A 15,602-nucleotide genomic window follows, 5' to 3' on the forward strand; every position below is an offset into this window, starting at 1 on the left:
CATGAAGGTCGCAGTCACCGGCGCAGCCGGCTTCCTTGGCACGAATCTGCTCCACCAGCTGGTGGAGCGCGGTCACGAGGTGACCGCCATCGATCGGGTTCGGCCCTCCGGCGCCACGGATCCGAGTGTGACCTGGGTGAGCGGCGACGTGCTGGACCCGGCCTCGATGCGTTCGGCTCTGGCCGGTGCGGAAGTGGTCTACCACCTGGTCGCCGTGATCACTCTCGCGCATCGCAACGACCTGGCCTGGCGGGTGAACACCGAAGGTGTGCGGGTCGTGGCCGAAGCCGCGCTGGCGGTCGGCGCCCGGCGCATGGTGCACGCCAGTTCGATCCACGCCTTCAACCAGTACAGCTGCGGCGGCCGCATCGACGAGAACGCGCCGCGCTCGGTCGATCCGGCGTTGCCCGTCTACGACCGCTCCAAATTCCAGGGCGAGGTGGAATTGCGTGCGGTCGTCGCCCGGGGTCTGGACGCCGTGATCTGCAATCCGTCCGGTGTGTACGGCCCGGTCGATCACTCCGACTCCCGGATCAATACGACGCTGTGGGATGCCGCGCGCGGACGGGTGCCGGTGATGATCGGCGGCGGATTCGATCTGGTCGACGTGCGCGACGTCGCCACCGGCCTGATTCTCGCCGGCGAGCGCGGGCGCACCGGTGAGAACTATCTGCTGTCCGGGGCGATGGTGACGATGCTCGAGGTCACCCAGCTCGCCGCCCAGGTGAACGGGAAACGGGGCCCGCGCTTCGCCATTCCGGCCAAGGTGATCTCCGGGGCGCTGCCGGTGCTGGAACCGATCGGGAAGATGCTGGGCAGCGACCGGGTGTCGCGGGCGGCGATGGGTGCGCTGCTGTCGGCGCCCGAGATCGACGGGACCAGGGCGCGGACCGAACTCGGCTACCTGCCCCGGCCGACCGAGGAAACCGTGCGTGACCTGGTGGCCTTCTATAAGGGCGAGTCTGTGCGCACAGTCGCGAGCAGTATGGCCTGACGGTCGTTCCGGGACGGCGCCGCGGCATGAACGGGGTGCGTGTGCGGCGCGGTCCTTGACATCGTATCGAACGGGTGTTCGACTGAACGGGTGCGATGGCAGAACCAGAACCCGGCAGCCGACGACGGCGCGCTCCCAGGACTGGAGCGTGCCGGATTCGTCCGCAGCGTGCAGACACCGGACTTCGAGGGTGTCACCTTTCACGAAGTGCTGTGTAAGAGCGCGCTGAACAAGGTGCCACAGCGTTCGGCGGTGCCGTTCGAATGGACGATCAATCCGATGCGCGGCTGTTCGCATGCCTGCCGATACTGCTTCGCCCGCCCCACCCACGAATATCTGGACCTGGACGCCGGGCGTGATTTCGACACCCAGATCGTGGTGAAGACCAACGTGGCCGCGGTGCTGCGCCAGGAATTGCGCCGGCGCACGTGGCGGCGCGACCCGGTCGCGCTGGGCACCAATACCGATCCCTACCAGCGCGCCGAGGGACGTTACCGCCTGATGCCGGGGATCATCGCCGCCCTCACCGACGCGCAGACGCCGTTCTCCATCCTCACCAAGGGCACGCTGCTGCGGCGGGACCTGCCGCTGCTGGTGGAAGCGGCCCGGGTGGTGCCGGTGAGCCTGGCGGTGTCGATCGCGACGGTCGACGAGGAGCTGCACCGCGCGGTCGAGCCGGGTACACCCGGCCCGCGGGCGCGGCTGGACCTGGTGCGGACGCTCGCGGAGGCCGGATTCGACGTGAACGTGATGGTGGCTCCCGTCATTCCGTATCTCACCGACGACGTCGACCACCTGGACCGATTGTTCGGCGCGATCGCGGCGTCCGGCGCGGCGCGGGCCACCGTGCTGCCCATGCATCTGCGCGGAAGTACCCGGGGCTGGTTCCTGCAATGGCTGGCCGAAACTCACCCGGCGCTGCTGCGGCGATACCGGCAGTTGTACGGTCGTGGGGCGTACGTCACACCGGAGTACTCTGCGTGGTTACGGCAGCGAGTGGATCCACTGCTGGCCCGGTATCGGCTCGATCGGCACCGGGACCTACCGGCGCGGGGCCGGGCCGCGGGCTCCTCCGAGCCGGACGGTGACGTGCAGGCAATACGGTCCGACCCGCAGTTGGCGTTGTTCGGTTGATCGTTCCGCCGGATACCGGCGGACCCACCGGCCCCTGGGGGCCCGGTCGCTCGCGGCCGAAATTCGTTGTACCGCATGCTCGCCGGGTTGTTCGTTCCACGGATTCTCCGGCGAGCCGCGGAGTAACTTGGCGTGTGGTACCTCATCCCTACGAGGAAGTGATGCAGGCGCATGGTGTCGAATCAGGGCGTTGACGGCCCCACCGGCAGCGAAAAATTGGAGAAGGTCGTCATCCGCTTCGCCGGTGATTCCGGCGACGGTATGCAGCTGACCGGAGACCGATTCACCCACGAGGCGGCCGCCTTCGGCAACGACCTCGCCACCCAGCCGAACTTTCCGGCCGAGATCCGCGCACCCCAGGGCACGCTCCCCGGGGTGTCGTCGTTCCAGATTCAGATCGCCGACTACGACATCCTCACTGCGGGCGATCAGCCCGACGTGCTGGTGGCCATGAATCCGGCCGCACTGAAGGCGAACGTCGACGATCTCGCACGAGGGGCGACGGTCATCGTCAATACCGACGAATTCACCAAACGCACCCTCGCGAAGGTCGGCTACGAACGAGATCCGCTGACCGACGACAGTCTCGGTGACTTCGTGGTGCACCGGGTGCCGATGACGTCGCTGACACTGACCGCGACCGAACCGGCCGGGGTCGGCAAGAAGGACGGCCAGCGCGCGAAGAACATGTTCGCCCTGGGGCTGCTGTCGTGGATGTACGGCCGCCCGCTCGGCGGTACCGAGGCCTTCATGCGCGAGAAGTTCGCCGCCACACCGGAAATCGGCGAGGCGAACGTGCTGGCGTTCCGGGCCGGCTGGAACTACGGCGAAACGACCGAAACCTTCGCCACCACCTACGAAGTCGCGCCCGCCGCGCTGCCGCCGGGCACCTACCGGCAGATCACCGGCAATACCGCCCTCGCCTACGGCGTGATCGCGGCCGGGCAACTGTCCGGGCTGCCGGTGTTCCTCGGTACCTATCCGATCACGCCGGCCTCCGACATCCTGCACGAACTGAGCAAGCACAAGAACTTCGGTGTCACCACCTTCCAGGCCGAGGACGAGATCGCGGGAATCGGTGCGGCACTGGGTGCTTCGATCGGTGGCGCGCTCGGCGTGACGAGTACCTCGGGTCCCGGACTGGCGCTCAAGAGCGAGACTATCGGCTTGGCGGTGATGACGGAACTGCCGCTGGTGATCATCGACGTCCAGCGCGGCGGTCCCTCGACCGGCCTGCCCACCAAGACCGAACAGGCCGATCTGCTCCAGGCGCTGTACGGGCGCAACGGCGAATCGCCCGTCGCGGTAGTGGCTCCGCGCTCCCCGGCGGACTGTTTCGCGGCCGCGGTGGACGCGGCGCGGATCGCGCTCACCTACCGCACCCCGGTTCTGCTGCTGTCCGACGGTGCCATCGCCAACGGATCCGAGCCGTGGTCGATTCCACGAGTCAGCGACCTCGAGCCGATCGATCCGGCATTCGAACCGCCGGCCGAAGAGGGCGCCGCGGCCGGGCAATCGTTCCAGCCCTACGCGCGCGACCCGGAAACCCTTGCCAGGCCACTGGCCAGGCCCGGAACCGCCGGCCGCGCGCACCGGATCGGCGGCCTGGAGAAGGCCGACGGCAGCGGCAACATCTCCTACGATCCGGCCAACCACGAATTGATGGTCCGCCTGCGTCAGGCGAAGATCGACGGCATCGCGGTGCCCGACCTCGAGGTCGACGACCCCGACGGCACCGCCGATCTGCTGCTGATCGGCTGGGGCAGTTCCTACGGCCCGATCGGTGAGGCGTGCCGGCGGGCGCGCCGCCGCGGCGTACCGGTCGCGCAAGCGCATCTGCGGTACCTCAACCCGCTGCCCGCCAATACCGGCGAGGTGTTGCGCCGCTACCGCCGGGTCGTCGCGCCGGAGATGAACGGCGGCCAGCTGGCGTTGCTGCTGCGCGGCACATATCTGGTCGACGTGCAGCCGTGGACGAAGGTGGCCGGGACCGCCTTCTCCGCCCAGGAACTGGTCGGCGTGATCGACGCCGCACTGGACGGATCCATCGGCGAGCTGGAACAGAACAAGGCCTTCGATGCCCGGGCCCGGGCGACCTATCGCACGACAGGGGGACACCGATGACCATCGTCGACACCTCGCTCATCGGCGCCGATCTCGGCTTGACCGGAGTCTCCGGAGTACCCGGCGCCGACGGCCCGCAGAAGGTCAAGGACTTCACCTCCGATCAGGAGGTGCGCTGGTGCCCCGGATGCGGTGACTACGTCATTCTGGCGACCGTGCGCGGTTTCCTCGCCGAGCTGGGCTTGCGGCGGGAAAACCTGATGTTCGTCTCCGGTATCGGATGTTCCAGCCGGTTTCCGTACTACCTGGACGCCTACGGCATCCACTCCATCCACGGCCGTGCCCCGGCGATCGCCACCGGACTCGCCGTGACCAGGCCGGATCTGTCGGTCTGGGTCGTCACCGGCGACGGCGACGCCCTCTCGATCGGCGGCAATCACCTCATCCACGCGCTGCGCCGCAACGTGAACATGACGATCCTGCTGTTCAACAACCGGATCTACGGCCTGACCAAGGGCCAGTACTCACCGACCTCCGAACCGGGGAAGGTGACCAAGTCGACGCCGCTCGGCTCGATCGACCACCCGTTCAACACGCTGTCGGTGGCGCTGGGAGCCGAGGCGAGTTTCGCCGCGCGCGCCCTCGACTCCGACCGCGCCGGCCTCACCGAGGTGCTGCGCGCCGCGGCCGAACACCGTGGCACCTCGTTCGTGGAGATCCTGCAGGACTGCCCGATCTTCAACGACGGCTCGTTCGACGCGCTGCGCCGCGACAACGCCGAATCCCACCTGATCCGCTTGCGGCACGGGGAACCGATCCGCTTCGGCGCGGAGGGCGAATTCGCGGTGGTGCGCAACGGTTTCGGGCTCGAGGTGGTCGCGTCGTCGGAGGTTGCCGAGAGTGAGATCGTGGTGCACGACGCCCATTGCGAACGGTCCGAATACGCCTACGCGCTCTCGCGGTTGACCTCCCAGGATCTGACCCACGTCCCGATCGGCATCTTCCGCGACGTCGCCCGGCCCACCTACGACGACGGGGTCCGGGCGCAGACCGCGGTGGCGGTCGAACGCGCACCGGTCGGGCCGCAGTCGCTGCAGGATCTGCTCAACGGCCGCGAAACCTGGACCGTCGGCTGATCCGGAGGACCGGCGACCCGCAACGATTGGGTCCCTGAGCTTTTCGGCTCCCCGAGCGCGAGGCCCCGACCGGGGCGTACGGGCCGGAATCAGCGGTCGGCGACGAACGCGTCGACCAACTTCTTGCACAGGTCCGCGAAGCGGGTGCGGTCCGCCTTCTGGGCGTCGGTGAGTCCGTCGGTGCCGCCGGGGGAGTACACCACCAGGTGCACGTCCTGGTCGGGTGTGGCGCCCAGGAAATCGAGCAGGGTGGACCCGCCGCTGCCGTCCTTGGGCATGCCCAGATCCGCGGCGGCCAGTTTCTTCGCCTCGTCGGCGGCGGCATGGACCGCGTCGAGGGAGACGTGTCCGTTGCGCTGCTGCGGCGCCTTGTCGGCCGGACGGTCCGGATCGGCGGCGTCGGGGCTGTTCACCGCATGCCCGTCCGCATAGACGAGCAGCGTCGGCGCCGGCGTCACCCCGGCGTGCTCCCCGCCCGGAATCGTGGTCAGCGCCACCGACAATCCGGCCGCGGGTTCGTCGGCCACGGCCGTCAGCGCGCCACCGGCCACCGTCAGCGCCGCGGCGCATACCGCCACGGCGACCCGCACACCCGGCACTGTTCGTCTCGCACCGCCGATAACCCGCATGTCGTTCACTCCTGCCCTCCGCCCGTCCCGGTCTCGTCGATCATTGTGCCCGCACAGCTGCCGGCATCCGCCCGGCCCGCCCGTTCGAAAGCTCCGCCCGGCCCCGCTCAGCGCAGCGCCGGCGGATTGTTCAGATCCGGTGCCGAGAAGGTGTCACACGCCGCGACCTGGCCGTTCCGGTAGCCGGTCAGGAACCACTTCTGCCGCTCGTTCGACGAACCGTGCGTCCAGCCTTCCGGATTCACCCGGCCGGTCGCGGCCTTCTGGATCCGGTCGTCGCCGACCGCCGCCGCGGCGGAGAGCGCGTCTTGGATGTCGCTGTCGGACAACGGCTTCAGCAGCGGCTGGGAACCGCCGGGCGCCGGTGTCTTGTCCGCGTAGCTCGCCCACAGGCCCGCATAACAGTCGGCCTGCAATTCGAGTCGAACCGATCCGGAATCAGGCCCCTTGGGATCGCGCTGCGCACGCCCGCTGTCGCCCAGCAGGTTCTGGATGTGATGGCCGAATTCGTGCGCCACCACGTACTCCTCGGCCAGCGGACCACCCGCCGCCCCGAACTTGTCCCGCAGCTCCTGGAAGAACCCGGTATCGAAATAGGCCTTGCGGTCCGCCGGACAGTAGAAGGGGCCGACCGCGCTGGTCGCGTTGCCGCATCGGGTGGTGACCGACCCGGTGAACAGCGTCACGCCGGGTTTCGTGTACTGCACCCGGGTCTGACGCGGCAGGACCCCGCCCCAGACGCCGTCGAGACTCTGCGCGGTCAGCACCACCCGGCACTGTGCGTACCGGTTAGCGTCACCGTTGGTTTTGCAGACGGAGGTGTCGACGCCACCGGTCTGCGTTCCCGAGGTTCCGCTGCCGAGCAGATTGCCCGGATTCACACCGAACAGCACCGCGAGGATCAGCACGATCAAGCCACCGCCACCGCCCAAGGCGAGCTTGGGGCCCATGCCGCCGCCGGTGGAGACCCGGTCCGGATCGATATCCATACCTTCGTTGAAGGTCATCGTTGCTGCTCCTGTGGATCGAGTGGGCTGCTCGGCGCTGGTCAGCCGAAACAACCTCTACAGCTTGGCATGAGCGTCCGCGGCTCGGGAGACGAGTGGCGTCGTGTCCGCCGAGTGAGACGGAGAGTCGGATATCGGTTTCCGTCCGGCCGACGCGCCTCACTACCATGGGGGCGCACCAGGTCATTCCGTGCCCGGTGCACCGTGTCGTCGAAAGGATTCCCGTGCTGCGCACCCACTTGGCTGGTTCGCTGCGAAGCGAGCACGCCGGTCTGACCGTCACCCTCACCGGCTGGGTGGCCCGGCGGCGAGACCACGGTGGCGTGATCTTCATCGATCTGCGCGATGCGTCGGGGGTCGCGCAGGTGGTCTTCCGCGAAGGTGTGCCGGCCGAACAGGCCCACAAGCTGCGGGCGGAGTACTGCGTGCAGGTCACCGGTGTGGTCGAGGGACGTCCGAACGGCAGCGAGAACCCGAACCTGCCCACCGGTGCGATCGAGGTGAACGTCACCGAACTCGTGGTGCTCAACGAGGCCGCGCCGCTGCCGTTCCAGCTCGACGAGCAGCCCGGCGAAGAGGCGCGCCTGAAGTACCGCTACCTCGATCTGCGCCGCGAGGGCCCCGCGCACGCCATCCGGCTGCGGTCGAAGGTCAACGCCGCCGCCCGCGAGGTGCTGGCCCAGCATGCGTTCGTCGAGGTCGAGACCCCGACCATGACGCGGTCCACCCCCGAGGGCGCGCGCGACTTTCTGGTGCCCGCGCGGCTGCAGCCCGGCAAGTTCTACGCCCTGCCGCAGAGCCCGCAGCTGTTCAAGCAGTTGCTGATGGTCTCGGGCGTGGAGCGGTACTACCAGATCGCCCGCTGCTACCGCGACGAGGATTTCCGCGCCGACCGCCAGCCCGAGTTCACCCAGCTCGACCTGGAGATGAGCTTCGTGACGCAGGAGGATGTGATCCTGCTGGCCGAGGACATCCTGGTCGCGCTGTGGAAGCTGGTCGGCCACGAGATCCCCACGCCGATTCCGCACATGACCTACGCGGAGGCGATGCGCCGCTACGGCAGCGACAAACCAGATCTGCGCTTCGGCATCGAGATCACCGAATGCGCCGAGTACTTCAAGGACACCTCCTTCCGGGTCTTCCAGGCGCCGTATGTCGGCGCGGTCGTGATGCCGGGCGGGGCGAGCCAGCCGCGGCGCCAGCTCGACGCCTGGCAGGAATGGGCCAAGCAGCGCGGGGCGAAGGGCCTGGCCTACATCCTGGTCGGCGAGGACGGCACCCTCGGCGGCCCGGTCGCCAAGAACCTGTCCGACGCCGAACGCGAGGGCCTGGCCAAGCACGTCGGCGCCGCTCCGGGTGACTGCATCTTCTTCGGCGCCGGAGAGGCGAAGTCGAGCCGGGCGTTGCTGGGCGCGGCGCGTGGCGAGATCGCGCGCAAGTGCGGACTGATCGACGAGGACGCCTGGGCGTTCGTGTGGATCGTGGACGCGCCGATGTTCGAGCCCGCCGCCGACGCCACCGCGAGCGGCGATGTGGCACTGGGACATTCGGCCTGGACCGCGGTGCACCACGCGTTCACCTCGCCGAAGCCGGAGTCCATCGACACCTTCGACACCGATCCGGGCGCGGCGCTGGCCTACGCCTACGACATCGTCTGCAACGGCAACGAGATCGGCGGCGGCAGTATCCGCATCCATCGCCGCGACGTGCAGGAGCGGGTGTTCAAGGTCATGGGCATCAGCCACGACGAGGCGCAGGAGAAGTTCGGATTCCTGTTGGACGCCTTCGCCTTCGGCGCGCCGCCGCACGGGGGAATCGCCTTCGGCTGGGACCGCATCACCGCGCTGCTGGCCGGGGTGGATTCGATTCGCGAGGTCATCGCGTTCCCGAAGTCCGGTGGCGGCGTGGACCCGCTGACGGAGGCGCCGGCGCCCATCACCGCGCAGCAGCGCAAGGAAGCCGGCCTCGACGTGGTGCTCGACGAGCACGGCAAGCCGAAGGCCGCCTCGGCCTGATCCGGAACCGGATGTGCCGCCGCGGTTGTGGGCAGTCGCGGCCGCGCACCGGTTAGTCTGCAGATCGTCCGGCGCCATTCGGTGCCGGAGGATCGTGCCGACGACAGGGGACTGAGGTGCTGCACCTGCGGGCGGTCTGCCCACCGGAGTCGACCGACGCCGCGGTGACCGCGCTGCGCGCCGAACCCGGCGCCACGCTGATCACCGTGCAGCGCGGCGCCTCGGTCGAGCCGCCCGGTGATCTCGTCCAGGCCGATATCGCTCGCGAATCGGCCAACGATGTGCTGGCCGGTCTGCGTGGGCTGGGCATCGGCGACTACGGCGGCATCATGCTCTCGCCGGTGGAAACGGTGCTGTCGGCACCGGCCGACCGCGCGGTCGAGGCGGCGCCGGGCGATCCGTCGGATGCGATCGTCTGGGAGGAACTGCTCGCCCAGACCCACGAGGAATCGACGCTCAACCCCACCTTCTTGTCCTTCATCACGATCGCGTGCCTGCTCGCCGTCGTCGGCGTGGCCACCGATTCACCGGTGACGGTCGTCGGCGCCATGGTCGTCGGCCCCGAGTTCGGGCCGCTCGCCGCCGTCGCGGTCGCGGTCGTGCGCCGGGACTTCCGCCTCGCCCGCCGTTCGATCCTGGCCTTGCTGATCGGGTTTCCGGTGGCGATGGGGATCGCGACGCTGGCGTCGCTGGTATGGGAACAGTTCGGCTGGATCACCGTCGACCGCATCCACGCCATCCGCAATGTGGACTTCATCTACGAGGTGGGCCCGTTCTCGCTGGTGGTGGCGTTGCTGGCGGGTGCGGCGGGGATGATGTCGCTGGTCACCGCGAAATCGGCGGCTCTGGTCGGCGTGTTCATCTCGGTGACGACGATTCCGGCGGCCGGTTTCGCCGCGGTCGCCGCCACCGTCGGCGAATGGCACAAGGCATTCGAGTCGATCGGCCAGCTGGGGGTGAACATGGTCGGCATCGTTGTGGCGGGCATCATCGTGCTGCAATTGCGTCCCCATCACGGGCACGCGCTCGGCCCGCCACGTCCGGAGCGACCGAACATACTGTCGCGCTGGCGGTTCGGCGGCGACGAATGAGACTGCTCAGGCGATCAGGCCGCCGGTGAGCATCCGGTAGGAGTAGGTGACCGCGATGGCGGTGAGCGGTCCCACCACCAGCAGACCGATGCCGCACAGCGCGGTGGCGACGATCGTCAGCGCGGCCACGGTCAGGGCCAGCAGCAGTGTCGGCACGAAATTCGAGACCACCAGCTGCACACTGGATTTGATCGCGCTGAACGGATCGAGATCCTGGTCGATGACATAGTGCAGCGAGAACATGCACAGATAGCCCACGACGAGCGCCGGCACGATGCACAACACCGCGCCGACGCAGGCCGCCACGAAGACGAGCAGGGCGGTGATCAACACGTTGCCGGCGTTGACGAAGCCGAAGAACGACGCGAAATCCGGTGGCGTGCCGTCGGTTTCGTACAGCGCGCCGCGGATCATCGCCGCCTGCAGGAGCCAGACCACGACCGCGGCGAGCAGGCCGATCAGCACCACCGGCATCAGCGAATTCATATGCGTGACGTTCACCACCACGGTCACCATCAGATATGCGACGAATCCGACGAGCGTGATCGCGACCCACGGAATCGGGTTGGCGCGGAAGCGATCCCACGCGAAGCCGAGCGCCCGGCCGACATTGAGCCCCGGCGCGCCGGCGTATCCCGGCGGCGCGCCGTACCCGGGCGCGCCCTGCGCCGGCATGCCGTTATCCGGTGCGCCCCAGCCCGGGTCGGCGGGCGGCGGATAGGCGCCCGGCGGGACACTGCCGGGCGGGCCATAGGTGGGGCCGGGCTGCCCGTGCGCTCCGGGTGGCGGCGCCACCGGAGGCACCCCGCCCGGGCTGACCTGGGGCGGCTCACCGCCGTACTGGGGGGCGCCGTACTGCGGGGTGCCGGAGCCCTCGAACTGCGGATATCCCGTGGCTCCGGCCATTTCGGGCCGACCCGGCGTTGCGGGATGTTCGCCTGGCCCGGCGCCGGGTCGGACGGGACCGGTGGGATGCTGCCCGGGCCGGCTCTCCGGTCGCCGTTCACCGCCTTCGCCGGTGTCGCGGGGTGCGGACTGCGGGGAGTCGGTCATCGTCGGACCTTTCGAATCACCTGGGTTCTGGTGCGGCACACTGCAGTTGAGATTTCGACACAACCGGACACGGCCGGGTGTGTCAAGCGACGGGCCGGGGCATCGGGCCGGATCCGCGACCCGGTCGACGATGAGCGTAATGAGCATCTCGGTCCGGTCGCAGCCGCTCGGCGGGGACACGCCGACGACGCGCGAAAGGTTGCCGAACCGCTCGCTGAAAGTGACCTGGAGCGAGTAACTTGGTTGGCGATGACCGCACTATTGGCCGAACGCGCCGCCGAAGTCGTGTCCGCGGCACAACAGTTGCTCACGAAGCGCATGGGTGCTGCGGTGAAGCTGAGCGATCCGATCGAACTCAGCGGCAGTGGCAGGACGACGGTGCTGCGCGTACGCGTAGCGGAGAACTCGTTCTCACTTCCTCGTACCCTGATCGTCAAGCAGGTCCGTGGCGCCGCACAGGAGCGCCGGATCGGCGGCTTGGCGCCCGGGGTCGCGAGTATCGATTCGGCGTTCCTGCGCGAGGCGGTGTCCTACCAGTTCACCACCGCACTCAGCAGCGAGCACCGTCCCGGCGCCTATCTGCTGGCGCACAGCCTGCCGGATCGGCTGCTGATCCTCAGCGATCTGGGCGAGAACATGTCGCTCACCTCGGTGCTGCAAACGGGCGCCGAACCCGCCACCCGCAACGCCCAGATGGCGTTCGCGCAGGCGCTGGGCCGTATGCACGCCGCCACGGTCGGCCGGGAGGCCGATTTCGTGGCGCTGCTGCGGCGGGTGGAGGTCGTGCACCGGGTCGACGGCATCGCCCAGCAGGCCGAGGCCGCGATCGGCGAGGTACCCGGAATGCTGGCCCGCGACGTCGGCATCGAGGTGCCGGGCGAGATCGCGGAACGCATCGTGCGGGGCAATCGCCTGTTCTCCGCGGGCCGCTTCCGCGCGTTCAGCCCCTCCGACCTGTGTCCGGACAATGTGATCCTCAACGACGAGGGTGCCCGGTTCCTCGACTACGAATGGGGCGGTTTCCGCGACGCCACCCTCGACATCGCCTATGCGCTGGTCTCGTTTCCGGGCTGCCTGTGCGATTTCGAACTCTCCCGCGAGCGTGCCCATCAGATGGTCGAGGCCTGGCGCTCGGAGGTCGTGGGCGTGTGGCCCGCGCTCGCCGACGACGACCTGCTGGCCGAACGCATCCTCGAGGCCCGGCTCATCTGGGTGTGGCTGACGACCTTCTGGTTCCTGCCCGCCGATCACACCCGCATCGCCGCGGCCCGCGAACACGGCCTGTCGGTACCCCGCTCGGCCGCGCTGATCAACCGCTGGGCCGCGCTGGCCGAGGATGCGCGCTGCACCGGCGACGACACGCTCGGCGACTTCGCCGAGCATGTCTCCGCCACCCTCGAGGAACTCTGGGAGGAGTGACTCAGCGGGCCGGCCGCGGTCCGACGATCGAGGCCCGTTCCATGATTCGCGTCTGCGGCCAGTAGTCGCTGGCGGCGTAGTGCTGCACGGCCCGGTTGTCCCAGAAGGCGACGGTGTCGGGCTCCCAGTGCAGCCGCACCTGGTGTTCGGGATAGTCGGCCTGGCGGCAGAGCCGGTCCAGCAGGTCGTGGCTCGCCTCGGGATCCATGCCGTCGATCCGGTCCACGAAGATCCGGTTGACGTAGAGGTGCCGGCGTCCGGTCGCCTCGTGCGTGCACACCACCGGGTGGCTGACCGGCGGATGCTGGGCCCGCATCGCCTCCTGTGCCTCGGCGGTCTGCCCGCGGCCGAAAGCGCGGGTGTAGTCGTGGGTCGCGGTGAGGTCGTCGATCCGGTTCCGCGTCTCGGCATCGAGGGCCTCGTAGGCGGCGTACATATCCGAGAACAGCGTGTCGCCGCCGATCTCGGGAACGGCGACGGCGTGCAGTATCGCGCCCATCGACGGCTGCGGCCGCCAGGTCACGTCGTGATGCCAGATGTTCTCGACGCCCGCCATGGCCGGCGTCTTCTCGAAGCGGACCAGCTCCGGCTGCTCGGTATTGGACGGGATGAACGGATGCACCTCGAGGGTGCCGAAACGCGCCGCGAACGCGACGTGGCGGGCGGGCGTGAGCGGTTGCCCGCGGAAGAACAGCACCTTGTATTCGTGCAGCGCCCGGCGCAGTTCGGCGATCACCTCCGCGGGCAGCTCGCGGGTGAGATCCACGCCGCTGATCTCCGCGCCGAGGGTGACGCCGGCCTGCCGGGCGTCGAAATGCTGCCAGCGCAGTGCGGCCAGGCGGTCGCGTTCGGCGACCAGATGGGTGAACGGGCCCGCGATCAGCGGAAAACCCGGCAGTTGAAACGAGCTCACGGGGTAGTGCGGACGCGGTTCGGTCTCCGCGGCGGTGGTCTGCGTCATGGCGGTTCCTTCGGCGATCGGACGACTGTAGTCAATTGACTACACCGGTATTCGCTACTGTAGCCCGATGTCCGAGAACCCGCCATCGACTCCGCGCCGCGACGACTCCGGCACCGGACCGGTCGGTCGTGAGGCGGTCGTCGCGGCGGTCACCGAGGCCGCCGCCGACCTGTTCGCCGAACGCGGCCCGGCCGCGACCTCGATCCGGGACATCGCCGACCGCGCGGGGGTCAACCACGGCTTGGTGTTCCGGCATCTCGGTGCGAAGGACAAGCTGGTCGGGGCCGTGCTGAGCTATCTCGGTGAGCAATCGGGCGCACTGGCCGCCGCCGGACAGCTCACCGCCACCGATCCCCGGCTGCGCCGGCATCTGACCGTGCTGGCCCGCTGCATCCTCGACGGCTATCCGGTCGGTGAGCTGCAAGAACAGTTCCCGGTGATGGCGATGCTGATCGAGAACCTGCGGCCGCGGATGGACAGCGACCGCGCCGCCGGACTGGCGGTGGCCCATCTGGCCGCGTTCGCCATGGGCTGGCAACTGCTCGAGCCGTTCCTGCGCAGCGCGGCGGGCCTGCGCGAACTGACCGACGCCGAACTGCGCGCGTCGATCGAGGCGCAGGCCGCCCGGATCCTGCGGCCCGACCCCACCTCGTCCTGAATGTCGGTGCTCATCGGTACCGTCGAGACGTGAGCGAAGGGTTGTTCGAGGCGCCGGAGGTGGAGGAAATGTCCGGCGCATCCGCCGCATTGCCGCCGGCGGGCAGGATGTCGCCGCTGGCGGTGCGGATGCGGCCCGCGAGCCTGGACGAGGTGGTCGGCCAGCAGCATCTGCTCGGCCCCGGATCGCCGCTGCGCCGGCTGATCGAGGGCTCGGGTGCGGCATCGGTGCTGCTCTACGGCCCGCCCGGGACGGGCAAGACGACATTGGCCGCCCTCATCTCGACCGCGACCGGCCGTCGCTTCGAGGCGCTGTCGGCGTTGTCGGCGGGAGTGAAGGAAGTCCGGGCGGTCATCGAGCTGGCGCGGCGGCGGCTGCTCGCGGGGGAGCAGACCGTGCTGTTCATCGACGAGGTACACCGGTTCTCCAAAACCCAGCAGGACGCCCTGCTGGCCGCGGTGGAGAACCGGGTGGTGCTGCTGGTCGGGGCGACCACGGAGAACCCATCGTTCTCGGTGGTGTCGCCGCTGCTGTCGCGGTCGCTGGTGTTGCAGTTGAAGTCGTTGTCGGACAACGATATTCGCACCGTCCTGCGTCGCGCGATCGACGACGAGCGAGGTTTGGCCGGGCAGTACACCGTCACCGAGGCGGCGCTCGACCACATCGTCCGCATCGCCGGCGGCGACGCGCGCCGATCGCTGACAGCCCTGGAGGCCTCGGCGGAATCGTCGCTCGACGGCACGGTGGACGTGGATCTGGTGGAGGCCAGCGTCGACAAGGCCGCGGTGCGCTACGACCGCGCCGGCGATCAGCACTACGACGTGATCAGCGCGTTCATCAAATCGCTGCGGGGATCCGACGTCGACGCGGCGCTGCACTACCTGGCCCGGATGATCAGCGCGGGCGAGGATCCGCGCTTCATCGCGCGGCGATTGATGATCCAGGCGTCCGAGGACGTCGGCATGGCCGATCCGACCGCCCTGCAGACCGCGGTCGCCGCCGCGCAGGTGGTGCAGCTGGTCGGTATGCCGGAGGCGCAGCTGGCGCTCGCGCACGCCACCATCCACGTGGCCACCGCGCCCAAATCGGGTGCGGTCGCGGCGGCCATCGGCGCGGCCATGTCCGATATCGCGGCCGGTAAGGCCGGTGCGGTGCCGCCTCATCTGCGCGACGGGCATTACGCGGGCGCGGCGAAGCTGGGCAACGCGCAGGGCTACAAATACCCGCACGACCATCCGGACGGGATCCTTGCCCAGCAGTATCCGCCCGACGAACTGGTCGGCGCCGATTACTACACCGCGACCGATCACGGCTACGAGCGTGAGATCGGGCCGCGGGTGACAAAGCTGCGGCGGATCGTCCGAGGTCGCTGAGACAGGGGTGGAGACGCGGGCGCGCCGCACGACCGCTGAAAACCGGCTGGACCGCGCCCGGTAGGCTG

General features: G+C 69.1%; 13 protein-coding genes. 9 read left to right on the forward strand and 4 right to left on the reverse strand.

The genetic code is table 11. The features are described from left to right. Position 1 precedes the first annotated feature (1 nt). From IRT45_RS06430 to IRT45_RS06445, 4 genes are all read left to right on the forward strand, one after another. Positions 2-994 (forward strand): NAD-dependent epimerase/dehydratase family protein, encoded by a 993-nt coding sequence (locus IRT45_RS06430; protein WP_194804959.1) that lies wholly within the window; start codon positions 2-4, stop codon positions 992-994. Positions 995-1,084: 90 nt separating this feature from the next. Further along, a complete protein-coding gene (locus IRT45_RS06435; RefSeq protein WP_194804960.1) occupies positions 1,085-2,128 on the forward strand; it encodes an Rv2578c family radical SAM protein in 1,044 nt (347 codons plus the stop codon). Between the two features lie 171 nt (positions 2,129-2,299). After that, complete coding sequence (locus IRT45_RS06440; protein WP_194804961.1) at positions 2,300-4,252, forward strand: 2-oxoacid:acceptor oxidoreductase subunit alpha; 1,953 nt, start codon at positions 2,300-2,302, stop codon at positions 4,250-4,252. Further along, on the forward strand, positions 4,249-5,328 hold the full coding sequence (locus tag IRT45_RS06445) for a 2-oxoacid:ferredoxin oxidoreductase subunit beta (RefSeq protein ID WP_194804962.1): 1,080 nt from the start codon (positions 4,249-4,251) through the stop codon (positions 5,326-5,328). The genes IRT45_RS06440 and IRT45_RS06445 overlap by 4 nt, the downstream gene beginning before the upstream one ends. 89 nt (positions 5,329-5,417) lie before the next feature. Here IRT45_RS06445 and IRT45_RS06450 read toward each other — a convergent pair whose 3' ends face one another. After that, positions 5,418-5,918, reverse strand: coding sequence for a hypothetical protein (locus tag IRT45_RS06450; protein ID WP_228533797.1), 501 nt, complete (start codon positions 5,916-5,918; stop codon positions 5,418-5,420). A gap of 146 nt (positions 5,919-6,064) precedes the next feature. Next, positions 6,065-6,964 (reverse strand): neutral zinc metallopeptidase, encoded by a 900-nt coding sequence (locus IRT45_RS06455; RefSeq protein ID WP_194804964.1) that lies wholly within the window; start codon positions 6,962-6,964, stop codon positions 6,065-6,067. A 224-nt stretch (positions 6,965-7,188) separates the two neighbouring features. Here IRT45_RS06455 and aspS point away from each other — a divergent pair, with 224 nt between their 5' ends. After that, the gene (aspS, locus tag IRT45_RS06460; RefSeq protein WP_194804965.1) at positions 7,189-8,979 is read left to right on the forward strand and encodes an aspartate--tRNA ligase; all 1,791 of its coding nucleotides are present in this window, start codon (positions 7,189-7,191) and stop codon (positions 8,977-8,979) included. A 116-nt stretch (positions 8,980-9,095) separates the two neighbouring features. Next, a complete protein-coding gene (locus IRT45_RS06465) occupies positions 9,096-10,070 on the forward strand; it encodes a DUF389 domain-containing protein (protein ID WP_194804966.1) in 975 nt (324 codons plus the stop codon). 6 nt (positions 10,071-10,076) lie between these two features. Here the strand turns inward: IRT45_RS06465 and IRT45_RS06470 are convergent, their stop codons facing one another. Beyond that, complete coding sequence (locus IRT45_RS06470) at positions 10,077-11,123, reverse strand: hypothetical protein (protein WP_194804967.1); 1,047 nt, start codon at positions 11,121-11,123, stop codon at positions 10,077-10,079. Positions 11,124-11,372: 249 nt separating this feature from the next. Here IRT45_RS06470 and IRT45_RS06475 point away from each other — a divergent pair, with 249 nt between their 5' ends. Next, positions 11,373-12,542, forward strand: a complete 1,170-nt coding sequence (locus IRT45_RS06475; RefSeq protein ID WP_194804968.1) for a phosphotransferase family protein — start codon at positions 11,373-11,375, stop codon at positions 12,540-12,542. Position 12,543: 1 nt separating this feature from the next. Here IRT45_RS06475 and IRT45_RS06480 read toward each other — a convergent pair whose 3' ends face one another. After that, positions 12,544-13,503 carry a TauD/TfdA family dioxygenase gene (locus IRT45_RS06480; RefSeq protein ID WP_194804969.1) on the reverse strand — a complete coding sequence of 320 codons (960 nt, stop codon included), beginning with the start codon at positions 13,501-13,503 and terminating at the stop codon, positions 12,544-12,546. Positions 13,504-13,570: 67 nt separating this feature from the next. On the opposite strand from IRT45_RS06480, the gene IRT45_RS06485 reads away from it, so the two are divergent. Both IRT45_RS06485 and IRT45_RS06490 read left to right on the forward strand, forming a co-directional pair. After that, positions 13,571-14,161, forward strand: coding sequence for a TetR/AcrR family transcriptional regulator (locus IRT45_RS06485; protein WP_194804970.1), 591 nt, complete (start codon positions 13,571-13,573; stop codon positions 14,159-14,161). 68 nt (positions 14,162-14,229) lie between these two features. Continuing rightward, the gene (locus tag IRT45_RS06490) at positions 14,230-15,534 is read left to right on the forward strand and encodes a replication-associated recombination protein A (RefSeq protein WP_228533835.1); all 1,305 of its coding nucleotides are present in this window, start codon (positions 14,230-14,232) and stop codon (positions 15,532-15,534) included. Positions 15,535-15,602: the final 68 nt, after the last annotated feature.

The organism is Nocardia sp. BSTN01 (assembly GCF_015354405.1).
Classification (GTDB): domain Bacteria; phylum Actinomycetota; class Actinomycetes; order Mycobacteriales; family Mycobacteriaceae; genus Nocardia.